This is a genomic window from Rhodocyclus tenuis, from assembly GCF_014197755.1.
Taxonomy (GTDB): domain Bacteria; phylum Pseudomonadota; class Gammaproteobacteria; order Burkholderiales; family Rhodocyclaceae; genus Rhodocyclus; species Rhodocyclus tenuis.
Genome location: NZ_JACIGE010000003.1, coordinates 194,856 through 218,151 on the forward strand (window position 1 = coordinate 194,856; position 23,296 = coordinate 218,151).

The 23,296-nt window shown below is 64.3% G+C and carries 24 protein-coding genes and 1 pseudogene; 3 read left to right on the forward strand and 22 right to left on the reverse strand.

Annotated elements, in window-relative coordinates; all coding sequences use genetic code 11:
• Window positions 1–48: 48 nt before the first annotated feature.
• The 11 genes and pseudogenes from GGD90_RS06005 to GGD90_RS06055 form a co-directional block, all read right to left on the reverse strand.
• Window positions 49–777 (reverse strand): annotated as a pseudogene (locus GGD90_RS06005) (energy-coupling factor ABC transporter ATP-binding protein); the annotation flags it as partial.
• Between the two features lie 52 nt (window positions 778–829).
• On the reverse strand, window positions 830–1,393 hold the full coding sequence (locus GGD90_RS06010; RefSeq protein WP_221227668.1) for a hypothetical protein: 564 nt from the start codon (window positions 1,391–1,393) through the stop codon (window positions 830–832).
• The gene (locus tag GGD90_RS06015; RefSeq protein WP_153115348.1) at window positions 1,378–2,022 is read right to left on the reverse strand and encodes an energy-coupling factor ABC transporter permease; all 645 of its coding nucleotides are present in this window, start codon (window positions 2,020–2,022) and stop codon (window positions 1,378–1,380) included. Before GGD90_RS06015 ends, GGD90_RS06010 begins: the two co-directional genes overlap by 16 nt.
• Before the next feature lie 10 nt (window positions 2,023–2,032).
• A complete protein-coding gene (locus GGD90_RS06020) occupies window positions 2,033–3,016 on the reverse strand; it encodes a transporter (RefSeq protein WP_153115349.1) in 984 nt (327 codons plus the stop codon).
• Window positions 3,013–3,456, reverse strand: coding sequence for an ABC transporter permease (locus tag GGD90_RS06025; protein WP_153115350.1), 444 nt, complete (start codon window positions 3,454–3,456; stop codon window positions 3,013–3,015). Before GGD90_RS06025 ends, GGD90_RS06020 begins: the two co-directional genes overlap by 4 nt.
• The gene (locus GGD90_RS06030) at window positions 3,453–4,145 is read right to left on the reverse strand and encodes a DUF4198 domain-containing protein (protein ID WP_184414975.1); all 693 of its coding nucleotides are present in this window, start codon (window positions 4,143–4,145) and stop codon (window positions 3,453–3,455) included. The genes GGD90_RS06025 and GGD90_RS06030 overlap by 4 nt, the downstream gene beginning before the upstream one ends.
• Window positions 4,146–4,388: 243 nt before the next feature.
• Window positions 4,389–5,864, reverse strand: a complete 1,476-nt coding sequence (locus tag GGD90_RS06035; RefSeq protein WP_153115352.1) for an NYN domain-containing protein — start codon at window positions 5,862–5,864, stop codon at window positions 4,389–4,391.
• Between the two features lie 149 nt (window positions 5,865–6,013).
• Window positions 6,014–7,192, reverse strand: coding sequence for an ABC transporter permease (locus GGD90_RS06040; protein WP_153115353.1), 1,179 nt, complete (start codon window positions 7,190–7,192; stop codon window positions 6,014–6,016).
• The gene (locus GGD90_RS06045) at window positions 7,192–8,346 is read right to left on the reverse strand and encodes an ABC transporter permease (RefSeq protein WP_153115354.1); all 1,155 of its coding nucleotides are present in this window, start codon (window positions 8,344–8,346) and stop codon (window positions 7,192–7,194) included. The genes GGD90_RS06040 and GGD90_RS06045 overlap by 1 nt, the downstream gene beginning before the upstream one ends.
• Window positions 8,347–8,451: 105 nt before the next feature.
• Window positions 8,452–9,159 (reverse strand): ABC transporter ATP-binding protein, encoded by a 708-nt coding sequence (locus tag GGD90_RS06050; protein ID WP_153115355.1) that lies wholly within the window; start codon window positions 9,157–9,159, stop codon window positions 8,452–8,454.
• Window positions 9,156–10,316, reverse strand: coding sequence for an efflux RND transporter periplasmic adaptor subunit (locus tag GGD90_RS06055; RefSeq protein WP_153115356.1), 1,161 nt, complete (start codon window positions 10,314–10,316; stop codon window positions 9,156–9,158). Before GGD90_RS06055 ends, GGD90_RS06050 begins: the two co-directional genes overlap by 4 nt.
• A 175-nt stretch (window positions 10,317–10,491) precedes the next feature.
• Here GGD90_RS06055 and GGD90_RS06060 point away from each other — a divergent pair, with 175 nt between their 5' ends.
• From GGD90_RS06060 to GGD90_RS06070, 3 genes are all read left to right on the forward strand, one after another.
• Entirely contained in the window at window positions 10,492–11,184 is a 693-nt protein-coding gene (locus GGD90_RS06060) for a Crp/Fnr family transcriptional regulator (RefSeq protein WP_153115357.1), read from the forward strand.
• A 49-nt stretch (window positions 11,185–11,233) separates the two neighbouring features.
• Window positions 11,234–12,721, forward strand: a complete 1,488-nt coding sequence (locus GGD90_RS06065) for a CYTH and CHAD domain-containing protein (protein WP_153115358.1) — start codon at window positions 11,234–11,236, stop codon at window positions 12,719–12,721.
• 88 nt (window positions 12,722–12,809) lie between these two features.
• Complete coding sequence (locus tag GGD90_RS06070) at window positions 12,810–13,331, forward strand: SixA phosphatase family protein (RefSeq protein WP_153115359.1); 522 nt, start codon at window positions 12,810–12,812, stop codon at window positions 13,329–13,331.
• 109 nt (window positions 13,332–13,440) lie between these two features.
• On the opposite strand, the gene GGD90_RS18300 is transcribed toward GGD90_RS06070, so the two are convergent.
• From GGD90_RS18300 to sucD, 11 genes are all read right to left on the reverse strand, one after another.
• Window positions 13,441–15,210, reverse strand: coding sequence for a phosphoethanolamine transferase (locus tag GGD90_RS18300; protein WP_184414977.1), 1,770 nt, complete (start codon window positions 15,208–15,210; stop codon window positions 13,441–13,443).
• A gap of 15 nt (window positions 15,211–15,225) precedes the next feature.
• The gene (locus GGD90_RS06080) at window positions 15,226–16,248 is read right to left on the reverse strand and encodes an ABC transporter ATP-binding protein (protein WP_228273638.1); all 1,023 of its coding nucleotides are present in this window, start codon (window positions 16,246–16,248) and stop codon (window positions 15,226–15,228) included.
• Window positions 16,187–17,041 carry a hypothetical protein gene (locus GGD90_RS06085; protein ID WP_153115361.1) on the reverse strand — a complete coding sequence of 285 codons (855 nt, stop codon included), beginning with the start codon at window positions 17,039–17,041 and terminating at the stop codon, window positions 16,187–16,189. Before GGD90_RS06085 ends, GGD90_RS06080 begins: the two co-directional genes overlap by 62 nt.
• Before the next feature lies 1 nt (window position 17,042).
• Window positions 17,043–17,846, reverse strand: coding sequence for a hypothetical protein (locus tag GGD90_RS06090; RefSeq protein ID WP_153115362.1), 804 nt, complete (start codon window positions 17,844–17,846; stop codon window positions 17,043–17,045).
• A gap of 70 nt (window positions 17,847–17,916) precedes the next feature.
• Window positions 17,917–18,339 (reverse strand): hypothetical protein, encoded by a 423-nt coding sequence (locus GGD90_RS06095; RefSeq protein WP_153115363.1) that lies wholly within the window; start codon window positions 18,337–18,339, stop codon window positions 17,917–17,919.
• 21 nt (window positions 18,340–18,360) lie between these two features.
• On the reverse strand, window positions 18,361–18,546 hold the full coding sequence (locus tag GGD90_RS18305; RefSeq protein ID WP_153115364.1) for a prepilin-type N-terminal cleavage/methylation domain-containing protein: 186 nt from the start codon (window positions 18,544–18,546) through the stop codon (window positions 18,361–18,363).
• 264 nt (window positions 18,547–18,810) lie between these two features.
• A complete protein-coding gene (locus GGD90_RS06105) occupies window positions 18,811–19,578 on the reverse strand; it encodes an MBL fold metallo-hydrolase (RefSeq protein WP_153115365.1) in 768 nt (255 codons plus the stop codon).
• A gap of 16 nt (window positions 19,579–19,594) precedes the next feature.
• The gene (locus tag GGD90_RS06110) at window positions 19,595–20,314 is read right to left on the reverse strand and encodes an FHA domain-containing protein (protein ID WP_153115366.1); all 720 of its coding nucleotides are present in this window, start codon (window positions 20,312–20,314) and stop codon (window positions 19,595–19,597) included.
• On the reverse strand, window positions 20,314–21,159 hold the full coding sequence (locus GGD90_RS06115; RefSeq protein ID WP_153115367.1) for a Stp1/IreP family PP2C-type Ser/Thr phosphatase: 846 nt from the start codon (window positions 21,157–21,159) through the stop codon (window positions 20,314–20,316). Before GGD90_RS06115 ends, GGD90_RS06110 begins: the two co-directional genes overlap by 1 nt.
• 330 nt (window positions 21,160–21,489) lie before the next feature.
• Window positions 21,490–22,191 carry a TerC family protein gene (locus GGD90_RS06120; RefSeq protein ID WP_153115368.1) on the reverse strand — a complete coding sequence of 234 codons (702 nt, stop codon included), beginning with the start codon at window positions 22,189–22,191 and terminating at the stop codon, window positions 21,490–21,492.
• 204 nt (window positions 22,192–22,395) lie between these two features.
• Complete coding sequence (sucD, locus tag GGD90_RS06125) at window positions 22,396–23,289, reverse strand: succinate--CoA ligase subunit alpha (RefSeq protein ID WP_153115369.1); 894 nt, start codon at window positions 23,287–23,289, stop codon at window positions 22,396–22,398.
• Window positions 23,290–23,296 lie beyond the last annotated feature (7 nt).

Genomic DNA, 23,296 nt, shown 5'->3' on the forward strand with positions numbered 1-23,296 from the left:
ATCTCTGCTCTCGCCAGCGACTCAGGTGGGAGCGAAGTTCGCGACGCCTTACTGCCAGTCGTGCACATGCACGTGCGCGTGTTCGACGGCCGAATGCTGATGCGCATGCCGATGTGCGTGCCGATGCGCCAGCCCGGCCTTTTCCAGTAGTGGCATGTCGGCAAGCGCCGCACCGATCGGCCCGTCGAACAGCACGCCACCGTCGCGACCGAGCACGATGCAGCGCTCGCCGAGTTCGGCCGCCAGCGACAGGTTGTGCGTGGCGACGATCAGCGTCTTGCCGGCATGCAGCAGCAGGTCGATCAGGTAGCCGACGGTCGCAGGATCGAGGCTCGCCGACGGCTCGTCGAGCAACAGCACCTCGGGGTCGAGGGCGAGGAGGCAGGCCAGCGCCAGCTTCTGCTTCTGCCCGCCGGAGAGCAGGAAGGGCGCCTTGTCGAGCAGACTCTCCAGCGCCAGTTGCTGCGCCCAATGCCCGACGCGCGCGTCGATATCGGCCAGCCCCAACTGGCGCGGACCGTAGGCGATTTCCTCACGCACCGTCGGGTTGAACAGCATCGCTTCCGGGTGCTGAAAGAGCAGCGCGCAGGCACGGCGGAATTCACGCGCATGACCAGGGGCGCGCAGCCGGGCCCGTGTCAGCGGCTCGCCGCGCCAGAGATAATCGCCGCAGTCCGGCTCGATCAGCCCGTTGAGCAGCTTGAGCAGCGTCGACTTGCCGCTGCCGTTGGCGCCGAGCAGGATGAGCTTCTCGCCGGGCGCAATGGAGAAGGAAATGTTCTTGAGCAGCGGCGCTTCGCCGGGCCAGGAGAAGCCGACGTGGCGCAGTTCAATCATCGAAGGCTCCGCGCGAGCGCATCGCCAGCGCCGTTTCGCCGGCAGCGGCGAGCGACTTGTCGAACAGGGTTTCGGCCTGCGCCGCCGAATTCCGCGTCCGGTCGCGCAGGCGCGGACGAACCAGATTGCGACTCTGGAAGGCCATGCGGAAATCGCGCAGCACGCGCTCGAAGGTCTTGATCTGCCCGATCGCCAGCGTGATGATCAGGCGCAGCAGCGGGAAACCCGCCAGCGCCGGCAGCAGATCGACAGCGGCGACGAACCAGAAACCGAGATAGACGAGCAACAGCACGCGCAGATTGACCAGCAGCAGGTAATCGACGCTGAAGCGGCCCTGCCACAGCGCGAGCAGCGCGTAGCCGACACTGACGCTGAGGTTGAAGACGAGTACCGCGAGCAAAGTCTTCTTCAGCAGTGGCCAGCGCCGGCTGCCGGCGAAGACCAGCGCGCCGAGCAGCAGCGCCGCCAGCACCAGCGGCGCGTGGATGAAGGTGATGCCGACCACACTGCCGAGATAGAGCAGCAGCCAGCCCCGTGGCGTCAGCAAGTTGGCCAATTGCGCGCCTTAACGTAGCGAAAGACCAGCACCGTCAGCACCGCCTCGCCGGCGCCGATGACCAGATGCGGGATGAGCACCGCCGGCAGCGTCACTGCCGGTCCGAAGGGAAAGAACAGCGGCGAGCCGTCGGGCTGGTGCGCGATCAGAGGCTGCACGCCAAGCACCAGCGCGACGATGACTCCCGGCACCACCACCGACAGCCAGGCGGCGACGGCCACCGAGACCGTATCGCCGAAGCGGCACAGCAGGCGGCGCGCGCCCAACGCGGCAGCGGCGCCGCACAGGCCCATCGCCAGCGCGTTGACTGCCAGCGCGGTGATGCCGCCGGCACCGAAAAGCAGCGACTGCAGCAGCAGGACCAGGCTGTAGGCGACGAAGCTGGCGCGCAGGCCGAATACCAGCGCCAGGATGGCGACGCCGAGCGCGTGTCCCGAAGTGCCGCCGGGAATCGGCACCATGATCAGACCCAGCGCGTAGGCCAGCGCGGTGAGCATCGCCAGCCGCGGCACGGTCGTTTCGTCGAGCGTCGCGCGCAAGCCCTGCGCCGCCCACGCCCAGGCAGCGGCAGCGAGCGCGTAGGCCGGCAGGTAGGTCTGTGGCGAAAGGAAGCCGTCGGGGATGTGCATCCGTTACCGATCAGAAGAGCAGTGAGGCCGAGAAGATGATTCTATATTTCTCGCGGCCTTCCGCACCCTGCTGCAGATCGGCTTCGTTCAGATGTTTCCACACCGGCGTCTTGACGCCGAGCGCGAAGCTCATGTTCTGCCAGTAGGCACGTACGCCCGGCATGGCATAGACGATGCGGCCGCCGGTCGCCGACGCGCCGACGCCCTCTTCCTGATCGCGACCGAGGCCGAGATACTGCAGTTCGAGCACTGGGTCGAGGCGAAACTTCTCGTCCGGCAGCGTCAGCGCACGGTACGAGATCGCCGTATTGAAGCGGTTTTCCGCACCGAAGCGCACACGCTGCCCGTCGTCGTAGGTGTATTCGCGGAAACGCAGCGCCGACGCTTCGAAGCTCAGGGTCAGCTTGTCGCTCAACATCTTGCTCGCGGTCAGCCCGAGCGAGAACGAGGGCTTGCCGAAACCGAGCGACTTGCCCGGATCGATGCTGCCGTCGCCGAGGCGGTGATTGGCGTCGCCGGTCGGCAGCGTACCGCCACCGAAGACCGAGAAATGCCAGTCCTCGAGGTCATCAAGGCTCTCGTTCTTCGGAATGAGTTTGAAACCCTGGTCGTACTTGAAACCGATCTGGCCCAGCAGCGACATGTCGGCGACGCCGCGCGAGTTCTGGCCACCGGACTCGTCGATCTTCTCGTTGTAGGGAACAAAGGCGTAGAGCGAGAACCACGGCGTGACGCCGTAGCCGAGGCCAAGCATGGTGAAGCGCGAGTACTTCGCGTTCGGTGCCGCCCAGTCGTAGGTCCGGTAACGGGCGTCGTCGACCTTGAAGTAGGCCAGCGCCTTGCCTTCCGGCAAGACCGTCGACGCCGCCGATTCGAGCGGTGCGCCAGGCCCTTTCAGCCCGGCCACGCCGACGCCGGCAACGCCGTGGTGCGCCAGTGCTGGCCCCGACGCCAGCGCCAGCAAGGCGGCAATCCCCCATACCTTGTTTTTCATTTTCCTTTTCTCCGCAGGAAGAGTTGAACGAGACCGAACAGACCGAAGAGCACGCCAGCACCGGAAAGCAGCAGCAAGACGCGCGGCGGCTCGGCAGCAGGGGTGGTGGTGGCCTCCACCGACGGAACCGCCAGCTGAAGCCGCTGGTCGACGCCGTGGCCGTCGGCCGAGAAGGCCTTCAGCCGCCACTCGGCGTGCTGCCCGGACAGGAAAACGAGCTCGCCGGCGGCGTTGGTTCGGCCGACCTGTTCGGGCGTCTCCTTGCCCGGCAGATAAAGCTCGTAGGCTTCAAAGGCGAAAGGCTCGCCGTCGGCGTAGCGCAGACTGACGACGGTCGCCGCCTGCTCACGAGTTTCCAGCTTCACCTCATGCGCCGCGACCGGCGGCGCGAGGAGCGCGGCGCAGAGCAGCGCCGCGAGAGCGCGCAAGACGCTGCTCACCGGGCGATCTCGAATTGCAGCGAGGCGGTGCGGATCGCGCTATCGGCGCGGCCGTCGGCGAGCGGCGTCTCAAGGCTGGCTTCGATCAGCTGCACGCCGCCCTGCCGCAGGCGGATGGCGACCAGGCCATCGGCGCCCGAGGCGCCGCGCGTATCGCCGGCGTAGGCGACCGGAACACCGGCGACCGGTTGGCCGGCGTCGGTCACCAGGACGACCAGCTTGTCGCCGGCCTTGAGCCCGAGGGGATTGCTCGTCGGCGTGATTTCGAGCCCGCTGCCGACCGGCCGGGAACCGGCCTCGCTCCAGCGATCGAGGTATTTCAGCGACTCTTCCGAGTACCAGCTTTTGACGACGCCGGAGATGCCGGTTTTGGGGAGATTTTTCGTCTCCCACGCCGTCTTGCTCCAGTAGCCGGTGGAGAAACTGCTCAGCAAGGTGGCGCAGTCGCCGCTGAATTTCGCGGGATAGGCCTTGCCGGGCGCGAGCGGCTTTGCCTTGCCGGCAGCATCGACGCAGATCGCCGCCTTTACTGCCCCGGCATCGTAGGGAACGACCTCGGCGCCGGCATGCGCCGAGTGACGGTGCCCCTGATACAGCGCGTAGGTACTGCCTTCCTTTTCCAGCCAGAGGTCATGCGCCAGCGCCGGCAGCGACAGCAAAGCCAGCGCGGCAACAAGGCGTGCAGACATGAGACACCCAACGTATGAAGAAAATAAAAAAACATCATACGACAACAGGCGTCGGCGCAACAGCGATTGCATGCCAATGACGAATTGCCTGCCAGATCGCCCGGCAAGCGGCGGCTGGCCGATGGCCGAGGCCGCTTGCCCACCGTGTTAACCCGCAGATAGGCTGGGCTGACCGGGCAAGACGCTGCCCGGCGCTAGCCGTGGTGCCCGTGGAGCGAAGCTCCACGGGCGGTCAGACGCAGATCAGGCAGCGTCCTTGGTAGCTTTCGTCGCGCGCGGCCGGCGCGGACGTGCCGGCGCCTTCTTCTTCGGCGCGCTCGCCGCTGCCGCTGGATCGGCAGGGCTTTCGGCCGGCGCGGTGGCAGCTTCCAGCGCCGCCACGGGAGGCACATGAGCCGGAGGAGTCGCCGTAGTCGGCGAAGCGACGATGGCGGCCGCTTCCGGCGCTGGTGCGGCCGCGTCGGCAAGCAGCTTCGTCTCGCCTTCGCCAGACGGCGCACTCGCCGCATTGCCGCGCTTGCCGCGACCGCGGCGACCGGAACGGGCATTGCGGGCTTCGCCGGCAGGCGACGCTTCTGCGGACGTCAGCGCGGCCGGGGAGCTTGCGGCAACGGTTTCGCCTGTTGCGGAAGCTGCAACAGCGGCAGGCGCAACGGCTTCGACAGCCGACTCGACCGGCGCCACCGCCGGCACGGGAGACTCAGGACCCACGGCAGTTTCCTGCTCGGGCTTGGCGGCCTTGCGTCCACCGCGACCGCGGCCACGGCCGTTGGCGCTACGTGCCGGGCGCTCGGCGCCAGTCGGCTCGTTGGCCGGCGCAACAGCAGCCGCTGTTGCTTCATCGGCGGCGGCGACGGCGGCATCGCCCGTAGCGGCGGCAACCGGTGCCATCTCGAGTGGCGTCTCGGTGCGCGCACCGCGATGCACCCAGGTGCCCGATTTCTCGTCGCGACCGACAACCAGCAGGCCGCGCGCCTGCGCTTCTTCGAGCAAGTTGCCGAAGGCGCGGAAGCCGAAGTAGGTCTCGTTGAAGTCTGGCTTCCTGCGCTTGATCGCTTCCTTGAGCAGCGACGCCCAGATCTTGCCGCTGTCGCCACGTTCGGCGACCAGCGCGTCGAAGGTGCTGACAGCGAGGTCGATCGCCTTGCTCTTGCGCGCCTCAAGCTCTTCCTTCTTGCGCTTGTCGTCCTCGGACGGGCGCTTGCTGGCGGCCGGCTCGCGCTCGCGGCGAGCGGCGCGCTGGCTGTCGCGGACCAGATCGTCGTAGAAGATGAACTCGTCGCAGTTGGAAATGAGCAGGTCGGAACACGACTGCTTGACGCCGACGCCGATGACGCGCTTGGCGTTCTCGCGCAGCTTGGAAACCAGTGGCGAAAAGTCCGAGTCGCCGCTGATGATGACGAAGGTGTCGACGTGCGCCTTGGTGTAACAGAGGTCGAGCGCGTCGACGACCATGCGGATGTCGGCCGAATTCTTGCCCGACTGACGCACGTGCGGGATTTCGATCAGCTCGAAGTTGGCTTCGTGCATCGTTGCCTTGAAGGTCTTGTAACGCTCCCAGTCGCAGTAGGCCTTCTTGACGACGATGCCGCCCTTGAGCAGCAGGCGTTCAAGCACCGGTTTGATATCGAACTTCTCGTAGTTGGCGTCACGTACGCCGATGGCGACGTTCTCGAAGTCGCAGAAGACGGCCATGCTCGGGGTATCGGCAAGCGCCATGCGGGGTTCTCCGGAAAAAGGGAATAGGGGGAAGAGTTCATACCGGGCACGATCGGCGCCGGCGAAACGCAGCAGCAGACGTGTTGCAGAGCGCGGAGCGCCGCACCCGCGGCAGCGGTCAACGGCGGCAGTATAGCGCTGTGACCGGATCAGGCCGCGCGCAACGCGTCGACGATGTTCATGCGCGCGGCGCGCGCCGCCGGCAGTACGCCGCCGATGAAGCCCATGACCAGCGCAAAGACCAGGCTCTTGACGACGATCAGCGGCGTCAGCTGGAAGGTGAAGGCCAGCTCGGCGAAGGACTGAAAGTTGGTCGTCGACAGGGTCAGGAACTGCATCGTCGACGCGGCCAGGATGCCGACGACGCCGCCGAGCAGCGAGAGAAACAGTGATTCGAGCAGGAAAGCCACGAGGATGCTGCGCCGACGGAAACCGATCGCGCGCAGCGTGCCGATTTCGGCGGTGCGGTTGGCGACGGCGGCATACATGGTGATCATCGCGCCGATGATGGCGCCGACCGAAAAGATCACCGACAGCGACAAGCCGAGGATGCGGATGAAAGTGGACAGGGTTTCCGACTGATCGGCGTAGAAATTGCGCTCGCGCTTGGCCTCAAGCATCAGCCGCGGGTCGCTCTCGACTGCCTCCCTGGCGGTCTCGAAAGCGGCCGGGTCGATCAGGCGAAAGATCAGCGACGAATAGACCGGCCGGCGGAATGCCTGCATCAACTGGTCGGCGTCACCCCAGATTTCGGAATCGAAGCCCGACTGGCCGGCATCGAACAGGCCGACGATTTTCCACTCGCGGCTGCCGAAGCGCAGCGAATCGCCGAGCGCGGCGTTCTCGAAGCGCTCGGCGACGCCGCGGGCGACGACGATTTCGGCCTGCCCGGCGCGGAACATGCGGCCGGCGACGATTTTCACCTGCGGCCGCAGCGTGAAGCCCATGGCGTCGACGCCGCGAATGATGACGTTCGATGCCAGCGCGACTTCTCCCTTGCTGCCGCGCTTGTTGAGCGTGATGAGGACAACCGATTCTTTCGAGATCAGCCGCTCGCCGCCGGCGCCCATCGCCACTTGCGGCAGGCTTTCGACAATGGCGGCGGGAACGCGCTCGATGCTGCTCTGCACCTCGCTGCCCGACGAACGGCGGGTGACGACGACGTTGTCGGCCTCGCCGGTATCGACCAGTGTCTTCTTCAGGCCCTCGTCGAGCATGAGCACGGCGGCGAAGACGAAGACCACCAGCGCCATGCCGCCGGCGGTGAGCGCGGTGGTCATCAGGCGCGTGCGCAGGTTGCGAAATGAATAGGCGATCGGCACCTGCATCAGCCGATGCTCCGCAGACCGTCGACAATCTTCACGCGCGCCGCCCGGCGTGCCGGGAAGAACGCCGAGACGAGGCCAACGGCAAGCGCCCACAGCACCTGCAGCGCCACCGTCGTGTTCGACACTTCAAACACCGGGAAGAATTTGCCGAGCGTCTTGGCGAACGCCGCCGCCGCCGGAAAGGTGGCAGCGATGCCGATGCCGCCGCCGATGGCGGCGATGGCCAGCGATTCGCCGTAGATCAGCAACACCAGGAAAGCCGGTCCGAAACCGAGCGCCTTCAAGGTCGCATATTCGGCGCTACGCTCGCGCACGGTCATCGCCATGGTGTTGGCCATCACCGCGAGGATGATGAAGATGACCAGATACGAAACGATGCGGATGGCGACGACGATCGACTCGGTGCGCGAGACGAAACCGAGCTGGAAGGCGCGGTCGGTTTCGGTGAGCGTTTCGGCGTTACTGTTCCTGAACTGCGCGTCGATGGCGCGGCTGATTTCGGCGGCGCGCCCCTGCTCGGCGATTTCGGCGATGTACACGCCGACGGCGTTGGCCCGCCCGGGCGAGCGCTGCTTGAGCGTCTCGTTCAGATAGTCCCAATGGAAGAGCATCTGCGAAACGTCGGTCTTGGCGTCGCGCCCGGTGTAGATGCCGCGGATGACGAAATCCCAGTTGCCCGGGAAGATGCGGCCCTGCAAGGTGATCGTGTCGCCGACCTTGAAGCCGTAGGTGCGCGCCAGCTTGGCACCGACGATGCAGCCCTTGCGATCGTGCAGGAACTCGCGCCGTTCCTCGTCGGTGAGCCGGTACTCGGTGTAGATGCCGAGATAGCTTTCCGGCTCGACGGCGAACTGCGGGAAGAAGTTCTTCGGCTCCTTGTACACGCCGCCGAACCAGTTGGCGAGCGAGACCGAGCGCACGCCGTCGATCTGGCGGATCTTCTCGCGGTAGTTGAGCGGCAGCGGAAAGATCAGCGAAATCGCGTTGCGCGTGATCAGGCGCGCTCCCGAAGCGCCCTCGGCGCCGGCGTACCAGGCGCTGATCACCGTCGATAGCAGGCCGAAGGCGAGGATGGCGACGGTCAGCCCGGTGATCGTCAGCAGCGTGCGCAGCCGGTGGCGGAAGGCGTTGCGGAAGATCAGCGTGAACAGCATGCGGGCGTATCAGCGGCGGGCAAGAGAGGGCGAGGCGGCGCTCAGCACGCGAAGACTGCCGCCGCGCCCGCTGCCGCCGACGCGGCGTATCCGGCGCCGGAGCGCTCAGACACGGACTTCCTCGCGACCGGACAGTTCGCCCTTCTCCAGATGCATGATCGCGTGCGCATGCCCGGCGGCGCGGCTGTCGTGGGTAACCATGACGATCGTCTTGCCGATCTCGTCGTTGAGGCGCTGCATCAGGTGCAGGATGTCGTTGGCCGATTCGCGGTCAAGGTCGCCGGTCGGCTCGTCGGCGACGATCAGCGTCGGGTCGGTGATCAGCGCGCGCGCGATGGCGACGCGCTGCTGCTGACCGCCGGAGAGTTCCGAAGGTGCGTGCTCGGCGCGGTCGGCCAGACCGACCATCTCCAGCGCCAGCAGCGCGCGCTCGCGCCGCTCACGGCGCGTCATGTCCTTCAACAGCAGCGGCAGCTCGACGTTTTCCAGCGCCGACAGCACCGGCATCAGGTTGTAGAACTGGAAGATGAAACCGACGTTCTGCGCCCGCCAGTCGGCGAGTTCAGCTTCGTCAAGCACGCCGATGTCGACGCCGCCGATCACGAGCTGTCCGGAATCAGGCCTGTCGATGCCGGCGATCAGGTTGAGCAACGTGCTCTTGCCCGAGCCCGACGGCCCCATCAGCGCAAGAAACTCGCCGGCGTCGATGTCGAAAGTGATGCCACCCAACACCGGCACGGTCTGCTGGCCGCGATGGTAGGTCTTGACGATGTCGCGCAGCGATACCAGTGGCGAAGCAGGCAGCTCGCTCATTTCTGTTCCACGCGCACCCGGTCGCCGTCGGAGAGACCTGCCGCCGGATTCATCACGACGCGATCGCCCGGCTTGACACCGCTGACGACGACGAGGTCGTTGATCTTGCGGCCAGTCTGCACCGCCACCAGCTTGAGCCGCCCTTCGGCGACGACGAACAGCGAACTCTGCCCGCCGCGTTCGACGATGGCCTCTTGGGCGACGGCGATCAGCGGCTGGCGTTCGTCGGCAGCCGGCTCCTTGTCGAGGAAAGCCACCTTGGCGCTCATTTCCGGCAGCACGCCGGCATCGCGGTCGACGAAGCGCACCTTCACCAGCACCGTCGCCTTGGTACGGTCGACGGTCGGCACGGTGCGGCTGACGACACCGCGCAGGCGCTGCTCGGGGAAAGCGTCGAGCTGGATCTCGCAGGGCTGGCCGACGCGGATCTTCGCCAGATTGACTTCGGAGACGTCGGCCTCGACTTCCAGCGTTTCCATGTCGGCCATGGTCACCACCGCGCCCTTGCTTTCGGAAGCCGACGAGAACGGCGTGATGACGTCGCCGACGTTAGCCGACTTGGTCAGCACGACGCCGTCGAAGGGCGCGCGGATCAGCGTCTGGTCGACCGAGACCTGCGCCGCGCGCTGGTTGGCCTGGGCGACGGCGACGCCGGCGCGCGCCTTGTCGAGCCGGGCCTGCGCCGCATCGAGCGCCGATCCCGAGACGTAGTTCTTCGCCGCCAGATCGCGCGAACGGTCGAATGCACGCTGCGCGTCGGCCAGCTCGGCACGCGCCGAGCTGACGCTGGCGGCGGCCTGATCAACCTGCGCCACCATGTCGCGATTCTCGACGCGGGCGATGATGTCACCCTGCTTGACGCGACTGCCTTCGACGACGCCGAGCCATTCCAGGCGGCCGGTGGCCTTCGAGGCAACCGAGGCCTTGCGTTGCGCGACGACGTAACCGGCGGCGTTGAGCAGGGTGGCTGCCTGATAGGGATAGGCGGTGGTAACGCTGACGGTCTCGACGACCTTTTCGCCGGAGAGGTGCGTCACCGCAAAGGCAATCGCCAGCAATACCGCAGCACCGATGGCCCACGGCTTCCAGTTGCGTCGACGGGGAGACGTTCCGGGTCGGCGGTCGATGGTCAGCCGGGAAAGATCCGTTTCGGGCATGGGCGGCGATCACTAGGTTTCTGGGTGGGCGGATTATACGCCGTGCGCCGGCAGCGTCCGACATTCCTGCCCGCGCGGCCAAATGCCTGATGCAGCATGGCGATTCGCCGCCTTGCCGGCCGACGCCAGCGGTGCGACCATGCCGATTCCACCGTCCCGCTCGAGACAAAAACAAATGCACGCAAACCGACCGGCCATCAATATCGAGGCGCTGCTGGCGCACGTGCCATTGTTCAAAGGACTGCAGCCCGACGAAATCGCGCGGCTGGCGCGCGGCACGCGCGACATCAGCGCGCTGCGCGGCGACATGCTGTTCAACAAGGGCGACACGCCGACCGGCATGCACCTCGTCGTCTATGGTCAGATCAAGCTCGCCTTCACCTCGCCGCAGGGCGGCGAGAAGGTCGTCGAGATACTCGGTCAGGGACAGACCTTCGGCGAAGCGGTGATGTTCATGGATCGCCCCTACATCGTGCATGCGCAGGCGCTCGCCGACTCGCTGCTGCTGCACGTCGCCAAGGCGGCGATCCTCGAGGAAATGGAACGCGACCCGAAGCTGGCGCGCAAGATGATCGCCGGCCTGTCGCTGCGCCTGCATCAGGTGATCAGCGACGTCGAGGCCTACTCGCTGCAGTCGGCGCGGCAGCGCATCATCGGCTACCTGCTGCGCGACGTTGCCGCCGAAGAGACGCAAACGGCAACGGTGACGCTGCCGACACAAAAAGGCGTCATCGCCTCGCGCCTGAACCTGACGCACGAGCACTTCTCGCGCATCCTGCAGGAGCTGTCGCAACACGAACTGATCAGGGTCGACGGCCGGCGCATCGAAATCAGCAATGTCGCCGGGCTGCGCGCCTACGAAGGCTGACATCCGGGCGAGGTGAATCACCCGCCCACATTTGGTTACAATCCGCCACATGCCGATTGAGACCGAAATCAAGCTCGCACTGCCGGCGCGTGCCGCCGCGCAGTTGCTCCGCCACCCCTTGCTTGCCGCGACGCCGCCGCGCAAGCAAAGGCTTGCCAACACCTATTACGACACCGCCGATCTGGCACTGCTGAAAGCACGCATCGCCGTGCGCCACCGCCGCCACGGCTGGCAGCACCTGCTGACGGTGAAAGGCGCCGCGCCCTCGGTCGGCGGACTGGCGCAACGCAACGAATGGGAGGCGCCGAGCGCGCCCGGCGAATTCGACTTTACCCACGTCGACGTGCCCGAGTTGCGCCGCCAGCTCGAAGCCTGGCGCGATTCGCTGAGGCCAGCGTTCAGCACCGATTTCACGCGTCTGGCCTGGATTATCGAGCCGCGCCCGGGTGCGCGCGTCGAGGTCGCCTTCGACCGCGGCCACATCGCAGCCAACGGCCGGCGCGAAGCGATCTGCGAGCTCGAACTCGAACTGCTCGCCGGCGAAGTGGCCGACCTGTTCACCCTCGCCTGCACACTGCAGGAAACACTGCCGCTGCATCCGGCGTCAGCGAGCAAGGCCGAACGCGGCTACCGGCTGTTCGTCGGGCCAAACGAAGCGAAAGCCAGGGCGGCCAAGGCGCGCGCCATCGCGCTCGATGCCGGGATGAGCACCACTGCCGGCTTTGCCGCGGTCGCGCTCTCCTGCCTTGAACACCTGCAAGGCAATGAGCGCGGCGTGCGCGACAGCGGCGAACCGGAATTCGTACATCAGGCGCGCGTCGCCATCCGCCGCCTGCGTTCGGCGCTGCGCGTCTGGCGGCCGCTGTTGCCGGCCGAGCCCTTCGCCGCTTTCGACGCGCGCTGGCGGGCGCTCGCCGTCGCGCTTGGCGAAGCACGCAATCAGGAGGTTTTCGCCACCGAAACGCTGCCGCCGCTGCTCGCCGCTTTCCCCGACTGCGCCGCCGCAGCGCGTCTGCAGAAGCATGCCTCGGCGCGGCGCAAGGCCAGTCGGCGCGCCGCACGCGCGGCGCTAGCCGCGCCCGAATACTCGCGCCTGCTGCTCGAATTCACCGCCGCGACGCTGGCGCTGAGCGGCAGCAACACGCCGACGCTGAAGGACTTCGCGCGCGACTGCCTGACGAAAAGCGCGCGTCGCGTCGCCCGCCAGGCCGCCGCCGCACAGGGCGCCGACGCCGCGGCACGTCACCGCCTGCGCATTGCGCTGAAACGGCTGCGCTACGCCGTCGAGTTCTTCGCGCCGCTGTTCGCCGGCAGCAAGGTCGATCGCTACCTGCGCTCGGCCGCAGACCTGCAGGAACTCCTCGGCCACATGAACGACCTCGCCGTCGCCGCCGAGCTGATCGCCCAGGCACCGCGCGCCGCGCAGAGCCAGCTCGCGCGCGGCTGGCTCGCCGGGCGCGACGAACTGATGCGCCGCGAAATAGACGCCGCCATCGACGCATTTGTCCGCCAGCCGCCACCTTGGAAGAAGCGCTGAGCGGAACGATTGCGCCAGGCCGTCTGCCAAGCTGAAAAACCGGCGCAACACGCCGTGCCTAGACTGCCGCTTTTGCCCGGAGATGAAAATGGACCTCCTGCTCTGGCGTCACGCCGAAGCCGAAGACGGCGTCCCCGACCTGCAGCGCAAGCTCACCGCTCGCGGCGAGAAGCAGGCGAAACAGATGGCGGCATGGCTGAAAGCGCACGCGCCAAACCCCTTGCGCGTCATCGTCAGCCCGGCGCTACGCACGCAGCAGACGGCGCGCGCGCTGGGAGTCCCCTTCGCCACCGACGAGCGTCTGCGCCCGGACGCAGGGGTCGTAGACCTGCTGGCGGCGGCTGGCTGGCCGGACGGGAGCAGCGACGCGACTGACGACGACAGCGCCCTCGGCGCGCAGCCCTGCACAAATGTGCCGAACCGCGGCGAACGCAAGCGCGCAATCCTCGTCGTCGGCCACCAACCCACCCTCGGCCGCGTCGCCGCCCTGCTGCTCGCCGGCCAGGAAGCCGACTGGTCAGTCAAGAAGGGTGGGCTGTGGTGGTTCTCGAACCGGGTCCGGCAAGGGGAAACGCAGACGGTGCTGCGGGCGGTGATTCCGCCAAACTGAAAGTGCGATGGCGCTTTTCAAGCGGAAGCATCACCTCGCTGGGCATCTGCTGACGCTCGCCACAGAACGACGCGGCAGATCCAGGAGACGGGGGAGCCCCAAACCACACTCAGTCGGTTTTAGGCGATTTGGCGACAAGCCTTTTGCAGTCGCCTTCACGATCCGCAAGATCGAAGTCGATCTTGTTCTGGGTGATCCGAGGAGAGGGCTTCCAGTTTTTGCCGAAAACACTGGACTCAAGGCGCTCGCCCGGATAGTGGATGTTTGCCCCATCCAGAATGGAATGAAATACATTTGTGGTTGAAATTGGCGAATCAACCCGAGAGGCAATAGCCTTGAGCTTGTCCGGAAAAAGCTCTTCGTACCCCTTCGAATACCAGAAGAGCGCAGGAACGCGAAAGTCGTAATCGTTTCCACGGCCGTGCCCGGCCTTTTCGCACATGCCGTCATACAAGTTCTCGCCGTGATCGGCGATATAAAACATGGACGAGACGATGCTTTCCTTCTCGAGACGTGAAATCAAGCTTGACATGAAATAGTCAAAATAGAGGAGAGAGTTATCGTAACTGTTATTAAACTCCCTCCTTATTTCTCGATTGTGCAAACCGGCGTTATCCAGCCCCTTGAGGGATGGCAAAAACTTTTCAAAGGCATTCGGATAGCGATCGGCGTAATTGAAATGCCCACCAAGTGTGTGCAAAACGATCAAAACCTTCGGCTCCGCCCGCTTCAAAACCTGGTCAACCGGCGAGAGCAACGCTCCGTCGAAAACTCCTTCAGTTTTATAATCAGCAACATTGAGATATCTTGTCTCGTCAGCTTCAGCTGCGTGTAGCGCGATGGAACTATCGTGCGGACCGAGCGGGCTCTGTGTCGAAAACCAGTAAGTTCTGAATCCAGCCTCCCGGAATGCCGAAACGAGAGAACGCTCCGGAAAAAACTGATTATTGTCTTCGCCGGGCTTTCGGGTGAGTATGATCGGCACAGACATCCGAGTCCAAGCCCACGGAGAAAAGGCATTCCGGAAACTTAGCAGCCGGTCCTGGGACACCAACCGAGGAGTTGTCTCCCTGTCATAACCATTGAGTTGCAGATGGTCGGGACGGCCTGTTTCGCCAATGACAAGAAGGTACACTTGCCGAACATCAACCGGACTTTCCTGAGACGCCTGAAAACCGAAACCGGAGAGCATCTGCTGCGCCTCTCTCAAGGCTCGTCGTTGCTGCACATAGGCATAGGCTCTAGACGGAACGCCCGCTGGGTATACCCGCTCAAGATAGTCAAAAACCTCTGGAAAACCATCATCCGCAAGAGCGGAGCCCGGGGATCTTCCAGCGGCCTGTGCCGCTTCGATTGGCAAGGCACGGACTGGGCCGTGAAACTTCATTATTTCAGGTAGAACCAGCACAAATAGGCTGGCCAGCAACACCCAATAGCGCGATCTGCCAGTCCAGCACAACTGCAAACGAAACGACAGAAATGGTGCGGCAACAGCAACCAATATAAAGATCAGGTCGATTGCGACAAATAAAGCCACAACCCCTGAAATGAAATTGCTCGCTTCTGAAAAGTTAGAGTCTGCAATAATTCCAAGCAGATGGCTATCTACCGACTTACCAAAATCCAGGACGTAATAAGCTTCCAGTGGCGCGATGATTGCCCAAGGTACGAGAAGCAAGGCGCCAATCCAGAGTCGAGAACTCAGGGAAAGCAACACTCCGACTGTAGCGATCCCGGGCAGTAGTATTTCCTGAACTGCATTTTCGGGAGGACGGTGAACCGCCAACCATGCCAGATCAGGGCTAACCACTGAGAAAGCGAGCAAGGCTAGAAGCACGCCCCCCTTCAAGGTCGCCGACTTGACGACGCGATCAGACACAACTCCTATCATTTATTAGCGATCTTCACGAGCAAAGGGTGAAGCATCCGCCGGAGCAGAGCTGATCGTTCGGAAAAACACCGTTTCAAGCGACATCGCGGGTTTGACTTCCTGAAGAATGCCGCCGGCAGCATGAATCCGTACAAGCATCCCGGCGAGATCAGACGAGTCGCCTTCGACCTCCCGAATGTCGGCGCGAACCTCACGGCTGCCCTCGATCAGCGCGCCGCCACGGTAGCGCAGCACGTAACGGCCGGTTTGGTCCGCAGCGATCTCCTGCGGAGAGCGAATCGTCAAGAGTTCGCCCTGATGGATCAGGCCAAAACGATCAGCGATGCGCTCCACGTCGTGCAGCACGTGCGAGGAGAAAAACAGCGCGCCACCGGCGCCGCGATACTCGTCGAGGATGTCGACGACGTCCTTGCGACCGACCGGATCGAGGCCGGACAGAGGCTCGTCGAGGATCAGGAGGCGGGGCTTGACCGCCAGCGCGTGCGCCAGAGCCGTGCGCTGCATCATTCCCTTGGAAAAGCCGCGCAAGGGACTGTCGGCAACGGCTCCGAGGCCAAAGCGTTCCAGCCAGGCGAGGCAATGCCGGCGCTCGTCGCCGACCTTCGCACCATGCAGACGCAAGCCCATGAGCAGGATTTCGTAAGGCGTCAGGAATTCCTGCAGGCTTGGGTTCTCAGGAACGAATCCGAGCCCTCGGCGTGCGGCCGCGTCGCTCACCGGCCGACCGAACAAGCGCGCCTCACCAGCCGTAGGCCGCAAAGTGCCGATCAGAATCTTGATCAGGGTGCTCTTGCCGGCGCCGTTGGGGCCGATAAAACCGAAGGTTTCGCCCTCGCCGATTGCCAGCGAGACGCCTCGCAGGGCCTCCTTGGCCGGCTTGCGCCAAGCGGCGGGGTAGGTCTTGCGCAAGTTCTCGATATGGATGGCCGGATTCATTTCAACTCGTTCGCCCGTTCTGCTTCGATCATTTCGTTGCTGCCGCCCGCCCTGCGGGCGTTCCCGGCTCGATCGCTTGCGACCGCCCATTGGCGTCGATGACGTAAGTACCGCCGAAAGGATCGCGCGGCAAGGCCGGCAAGATTCCCGCAGCAAGCAACTGCTGTGGCGACTGCGGCACACTGCCCTGGCGCTGCCGGTAGCGCTCGACCGCCCGTTCCAGCACTAGCAAGTTTTCCAGACGCTCGGCACGCTTCTCAAGAAAAGCGGCGAAAGCCTTGTGCTGCGTATCACGTGCCATCGCCCGATGCATGCGAATGGCAAACTCGAGATCCTCGCCCGTGGCAACCCAGCTGGCGGCCATCTGCTGCAGCTGTATCGTCGTCATTTCGTCAGAGCTATGTGCCGCCGCAACGCGTAGCCACTGCGCCCCCTCGGCAGGCCGCTTCTCGAAATGCAAAGCATTAAAACCTAGATAGAACGGCGGCTGCCAGTCGAACGGACGCGCCGCCGTCGCCGCGCGCAGGACGTTTTGCGCCGCAGCAACCTCGCCGTTCCACGGCAGGATCGCCGAAGCGATGTAGTAATTGTCTTCGTGCGCGGGGTTGAGCCAGGCGGCGTCGGACTGGACGATTCCCTGAATGCGGTAGTTCTCCGGCCCCATGTTCTCGGTCGACGCCACCAGCGCGCGAAAGCCGGCCAGATTGGCGGCCAGATAACGGTCGCCGGCCGCCATCAGCACCTGCACGAAGCGCGGCAGCGCGACCTGCATTTCGACGGCGACTGCCAGGCGCGGCCGCGCATAGAGCGCCGGCAGGGTCGCGGCGAAGCCGGCCAGACACGCCAGCGCGAACGTAATTCCGGCGCAACGGGAAGCGAACATCTCAGGAAAACTCGCGCCGCGAGAAGGCATGGATCGCCAGACCGAGCATCGCACCGGCGTAGAGCAGCGCAGCCAGGACGCCCAGCGCCAGCGCTTGCGTATCGGGCGCGAGGCCATACATCGGCCAGCCACGCCAGTCGAGGCGCGACAGGTCGGGCAGCAACCAGCGCACTAGCGCCAAAACCGAGCCAAACTGTGCCGCGAGCGCGTCTTGGCCATTGGCTCCTCCTTCGACGTACTCAAACACAGCCCCGAGCGCCCGAGCAGCAATCGCGAACAACGCGCCAAGCACCAGCGGCAGCATCGTTACCGTCGACAGCGTGGCGATCCATAGCGTGAACGCCGCAACCACAGCAACATCAAGCCAGACGCCGAATACCGCCAGCCAGAAAGGCAGCCCCAGTTGAACGGCGAACTGTTGTTCGTAGTGCAAACCCGAGGCCATTACCGCAATCCAGAGCAGCAATGCCAGAATCAGCGTTGCCACGCCGGCAAGGGCGAGTACTCCGAAATATCGCCCCAGCAGATAAAACGCCCGCGCCACCGGGTAACTGAGCGTCAGCACCACCGCTCGGCGCTCGATCTCGCGGCCGACGAGTTCCTGCACCAGCAGGATGGCGAACAGCACCAGACTGAAGCGCAGTCCGGAAAGACCGACGTCGAGCGCGACCGTCTGCGGCTGGCGCGGCGAGAACGAGGCAGACAGATACGCCACGCCGACCAGCGCCACGCCGAGCAGGAACACGCCGAGGAATGAGCGGCCGCGGAGACCGGCCCGCCACGAGGAAATCAGGAACTGGAACATCGACCCTCAATCGTTCGTTAACGAAAAAGCGCGCCGAACCGACGCGCTTCTTTTGGAGCATAGCAACCTATCAAGTACCGGTGCCGGTGCCGGTGCCAGTGCCACCAGCGTTTTGAGCAGCTGTATTAGCCACCCCCATTGCAGTCGTAGCCTCGCCCAAAGTGCAGCCGCCTGGAACCGCGCACTTGGCAGAAGGAGAAACGGCACCTCCATTGGTATGGCCCGCGAAGGTGTTGGCTCCTTTGACTGAGGCTGCACCTACAGCGAACCAAGCGCCAGAAGTACCATCTTGCCCGTCCATGTTCACATTAGCCGAACAATTTGGAGTGATCGCTCTGACCATGAAATTCGTACCCGCCGTTCCCGATGCAGGAGCCACACCGGCGCCAGATTTGCCTCCAAGCTTTGCAGCATCACAGATCGTTACTGCTTGAGCCCCAAAGGAAAGAAAAGCCCCAACCGCAAGCATCGATGCATAAACAACTTTTTTCATGAGATTCTCCAATATCCAAAATTATTGGGTCGACGCAGCAACGGACTGCGTAAGCACATTACGCGTATCCGACTGCGCCGCCTTGTCCTCACCCTTACGTGTGTACTCGGAGAACTGCGGAATCGCGATTGCGGCCAGGATGCCGATGATCGCGACGACGATCATCAGCTCGATCAGGGTAAAGCCCTGTTGCAGCTTTTTCTTCATGGTCTTGAACTCCTTTGATGGGAACAACGGATAACCCGCTGGACTTGATGCAATCAAGTTCCGTGCCATGCAGGATTCATGCTGTAACCCCGCTACCACCGTCGAGTTGCTGGCGAACGGCGACGGATTGCGTCATGCCAAGTGACAATCTGCGTCACATGACGCCATCTTGCCGTCCGAAGGACGTGCTGCCCAGAGCTGCCGAAGGGCTGGCGGCGCATTCCCGCCGGACAATCAGATCCGGCGCAGCGAAGCAAGAACTCGTCAGAACTCGAGAATCTGATTGTTCTCGAGAAACTCCGGTTTGAACCGCCCCGCGCATTCGCCAATTTCGGCCATGGTCAATGCGCACTGCCCGGGCTTGAGGTGCGTTATGAAAATCTCGGCATCGCGTTCGAGCTTGCCGAGCTCGTCGGCCAGCGTGGCCGGCGAGAGATGTTTCGAGACAGTCGCCAGTTCCTGCTCGTGCCTGGGAAACGCCGTCTCGATGATCAGGTAGCGCAGATTGGCAATGCGGTTGACGACCGGCCAGAACGCGTCGTTGACCGTTGTGTCGCCGGTGAAAACCAGACTACCGGCGCCGGAATCGAGGTGGTAGCCGACAGCCGGCACGCTGTGATCGGCCGGTACGGGCGTAAAGCGACGCCCGCCGATCTGCACGGTCTCGCCGACCGCCACCGGCTGAAAACGCAAGGAAGGCTGCTCGCGGCTGGGGATTTCCGAGAAATCCGGCCAGATCGCGCCGTTGAAGATGTGCTGGCGCAAGCTCTCCAGCGTCGCTTCGCAGGCATGGACGGTCAGCGGCCGGCTGCGCAGGTCGGCCACCGAATCGAGCATCAGCGGCAAGGCGGCGATGTGGTCGAGATGCGCATGCGTGAGAAAAACGTGGTTTATGGCCGTCAGTTCGGCCAGTGACAGCTCGCAGACGCCAGTACCGGCATCGAGCAGAATGTCGTGGTCGACGAGCAGCGATGTCGTGCGCAACTGCGCCCCGCCGATGCCACCGCTGCAGCCGAGAACCCTGACTTTCATGCGCGCTCCGCTCGCCTCATGCCTTGAGGAAAAACTCCATCCGGATGCCGGCGATCTCGAGCACATCATGGTCGCGCAATGGATGCTCCTGACCACCGATGGCACGCCCGTTCACCAGCGGGAACTGTGTTCCTTCGGCGTGCGCAATGAAATACGCGTGCGGGCGACGCGAAATGACCGCCACCTGCACGCCAGGCCGGCCGAGCGTGGTCAAGGCCTTGGTCAATTCGAGTTCACGGCCGACGTTGGCGCCATTGAGCAGTTTCACGGCAGCAAGCAGCGTTGCGGCCGGTGGCTGCCTCGCAGCAGCACCGGCAGGAGAAGCCAGACCAGGATTGAGCGGCGGCAGAGGCTGCGCAGCGGTCGAGTCGGCTGCGGAAGGCGGGCGACGCGCGGCGGCCGGCCGGGTAAACATCGAACGCTCAAAATCGGCGGCATCGGCGGCGCCTGCTTCGGCCAGATACTTGAGCTTGTACTTGCCGAGCTCGATGACATCACCGTTCTTCAGGAAATGCTTCTTGATCGGCTGGCCATTGACCAGCGTGCCGTTGGTACTGTTCATGTCTTCAAGAAAGGAATCGTTGAGGATCGTCACCACGGCGGCGTGCTCGCCGCTGATCGCCAGATTGTCGATCTGGATGTCGTTGTGCGGCTTGCGGCCGATGCTCATGCGTTCCTTGTCGAGCGGGATTTCCTTGAGAACCAGGCCATCCATGCTCAGTATCAGCTTTGCCATTATCGTCCTGCCCTTCGCCTGTCCTGTCTGAATCTGGCCGCAAACGACGACCACCAGCTGTTGGCTGCCGCCGGAAAGCCACGTCTGACGGCGACAAGTATGACTGAAACATTGTCGTGTCCGCCATTGTCATTGGCGATACGAATCAATTGCCGGGCAGCCAGATCAGGCTGACTGCCGTGCAGTTGCAACACCCGGCCGATCTGCGTGTCGTCGAGCATTTCAGTCAGGCCGTCCGAGCACAAAAGGTAGAGGTCGCCTGGCGCCACCGCGTGCTCGTGAATCTCGACGTCAACGCTGGTATCGACGCCGAGCGCCCGCGTCAGCAGATTGCGCTGCTGCGAATGACGCGCTTCTGCCAGCGTCAGCAGACCGCTATCCAGCTGCTCCTGCAACGGGGAGTGATCGCGAGTCAGGCTGAGCAACTGATCGCCGCGCAAGCGGTAGAGACGCGAATCGCCGAGATGCGCCACGGCCACCCGGTCGTCGTAAAACAGCGCCGCCACCAGCGTCGTGCCCATGCCGGCGCACTGCTTCTGACTATTGGCCACGGCAAGGATGGCAGCATTGACCGACTCGACGCAGGAACGCAGACAACGCCTGGCGGAGGGTTCGCTGTGCGCGGGCGCCGATGGCGAGCGGCCGGCAAGCGCGGCTTCCAGTTCGGCGGCGAGCAGCGTCGTCGCCATGCCGCTGGCGACTTCGCCGGCGTTGTAGCCGCCCATGCCATCGGCCAGAATCGCCAGCCCGAGGTGCGGATTGGCGAAGACTGCGTCCTCGTTGTGCTCGCGCACCCGCCCGCGGTCGGTCGCCGTGGCAAACTCAAGGGCTTCGGCGAGACTCACGATTGCCCTCGACGGCGGCGCAAGAGAAAGCCGCCGGAACTGCGTATTGGTGATGAGTTGGCGAAACGGCGAACGAACGCCTTTCCACTATCGCGCCGGGTGGCAGCGTAGTCGCGGGCATTACGTAGCGCAGCGACAGCAATGACGGCGAGAGGCATCACGAGGCGCACCTTGCCCGCGAAAAATCAAGAGAAGAGTCAGCACTCTGCCGCGTATTTTTGCAGCCGGCAACGAAGGCCGTCAAATTGATGCCGGGTGACGATCGGGCGCACCGGTGGCGAGTGATCTCCGGGAGCGAGTCGTCCGAACGGCAGCCCCTCGGGGCAACGCTCAAAGCAGCTTGACGTCGCTTTCCGCGCTTTTCCGGCTGCCCAGCCAGCGGCCGACGCCGACCACCAGCAAGGCGCCGACAGCGGGGACGGCGTGTTCGGCCAGCGGCACCGTTGCCGCCAGCCATTCCTTCCACACCGAATCGGCAACGATCATTTCGCCGGCAACCCAGCCGAGCAGCCCGGCACCGCCGATGACGATCCACGGGTGCTTTTCCATCAGCTTCATGATCAGCTGGCTCGACCAGACGATCAGCGGAATGCTCACCGCCAGCCCGAACAGCAGCAGGACGAATTCGCCCTTGGCCGCCGCGGCGACGCCGACGACGTTGTCGAGGCTCATCACGAAATCGGCGACGATGATGGTGCGGATGGCTCCGAGCAGATGGCTGGCCGGCTTGATGTCGTGCCCATCCTCATCTTCGGGCAGCAGCAGCTGGATGCCGATCCACAGCAGCAACAGACCGCCACCGATCTTCAGCCAGGGAAAGCCGAGCAGGCCGACCGCGAAGAAGGTCAGCGCTATACGCAGGATGACGGCACCGGCGACGCCCCAGAGCACGCCGAGCCGGCGCTGTTCGGGCGGCAAATTGCGACAGGCGAGCGCGATCACCACCGCGTTGTCGCCGGAGAGGACGATATCGATGAGGATGATTTGCAGCACGGCCGCCCAGAAACCGGGGGCGCTGAACATTTCGGGCATGGTGCGATCGCAGAGCGCGGCGCCGAAGCGCCGCTGTGGATGAAAATTCGTTGAGGCGCGATTCTACAGGGGAAGCGCGCTGCGGCGTTGCCGGGCATCCGGCAATCCGTCGGCCCCGGCAATAGACGGTACTGCACCCGACAAAAAAGGGCGGACCTCAGTCCGCCCTTGTCCGTCAGCCATTGCCGCCGGAGCGGCGCCGGATCAGAGCAGGCTCTTCAGCAGGCGCGCCATTTCCGACGGATTGCGCGTCACCGTGAAACCGCACTCCTCCATCACCGCCAGCTTGGCGTCGGCAGTGTCGGCGCCGCCCGAGATCAGCGCGCCGGCGTGGCCCATGCGCTTGCCGGCCGGCGCGGTGACGCCGGCGATGAAGCCGACCACCGGCTTCTTCATGTTGGCCTTGCACCACTGCGCGGCTTCGGCTTCGTCGGGGCCGCCGATTTCGCCGATCATGATCACCGCGTCGGTATCCGGATCGTCGTTGAACATCTTCATCACGTCGATGTGCTTGAGACCGTTGATCGGATCACCGCCGATGCCGACCGCCGACGACTGACCAAGACCGATTTCGGTGAGCTGACCGACGGCTTCGTAGGTCAGCGTTCCCGAGCGCGAGACGACGCCGATGCGGCCCTTGCGGTGGATGTGGCCGGGCATGATGCCGATCTTGATTTCGTCGGGCGTGATCAGGCCGGGGCAGTTGGGGCCGAGCAGCAGCGTTTCCTTGCCGCCGGCGGCGACCTTGGCCTTCATGCGGTTGCGCACGATCAGCATGTCGCGCACCGGGATGCCTTCGGTGATGCAGATCGCCAGATCGAGGTCGGCTTCGACCGCTTCCCAGATCGCGTCGGCAGCGCCGGCGGGCGGCACGTAGATCACCGAAACGGTAGCACCGGTCTCGGCGGCGGCTTCCTTGACCGAGCCGTAGATCGGAATGCCGAAGATCGATTCGCCGGCCTTCTTCGGATTCACGCCGGCAACGAAACAGTTCTTGCCGTTGGCGTACTCCTGGCACTTCTCGGTGTGGAACTGGCCGGTCTTGCCGGTAATTCCCTGGGTGATGACCTTGGTGTCTTTATTGATCAGGATGGACATTCGTTCT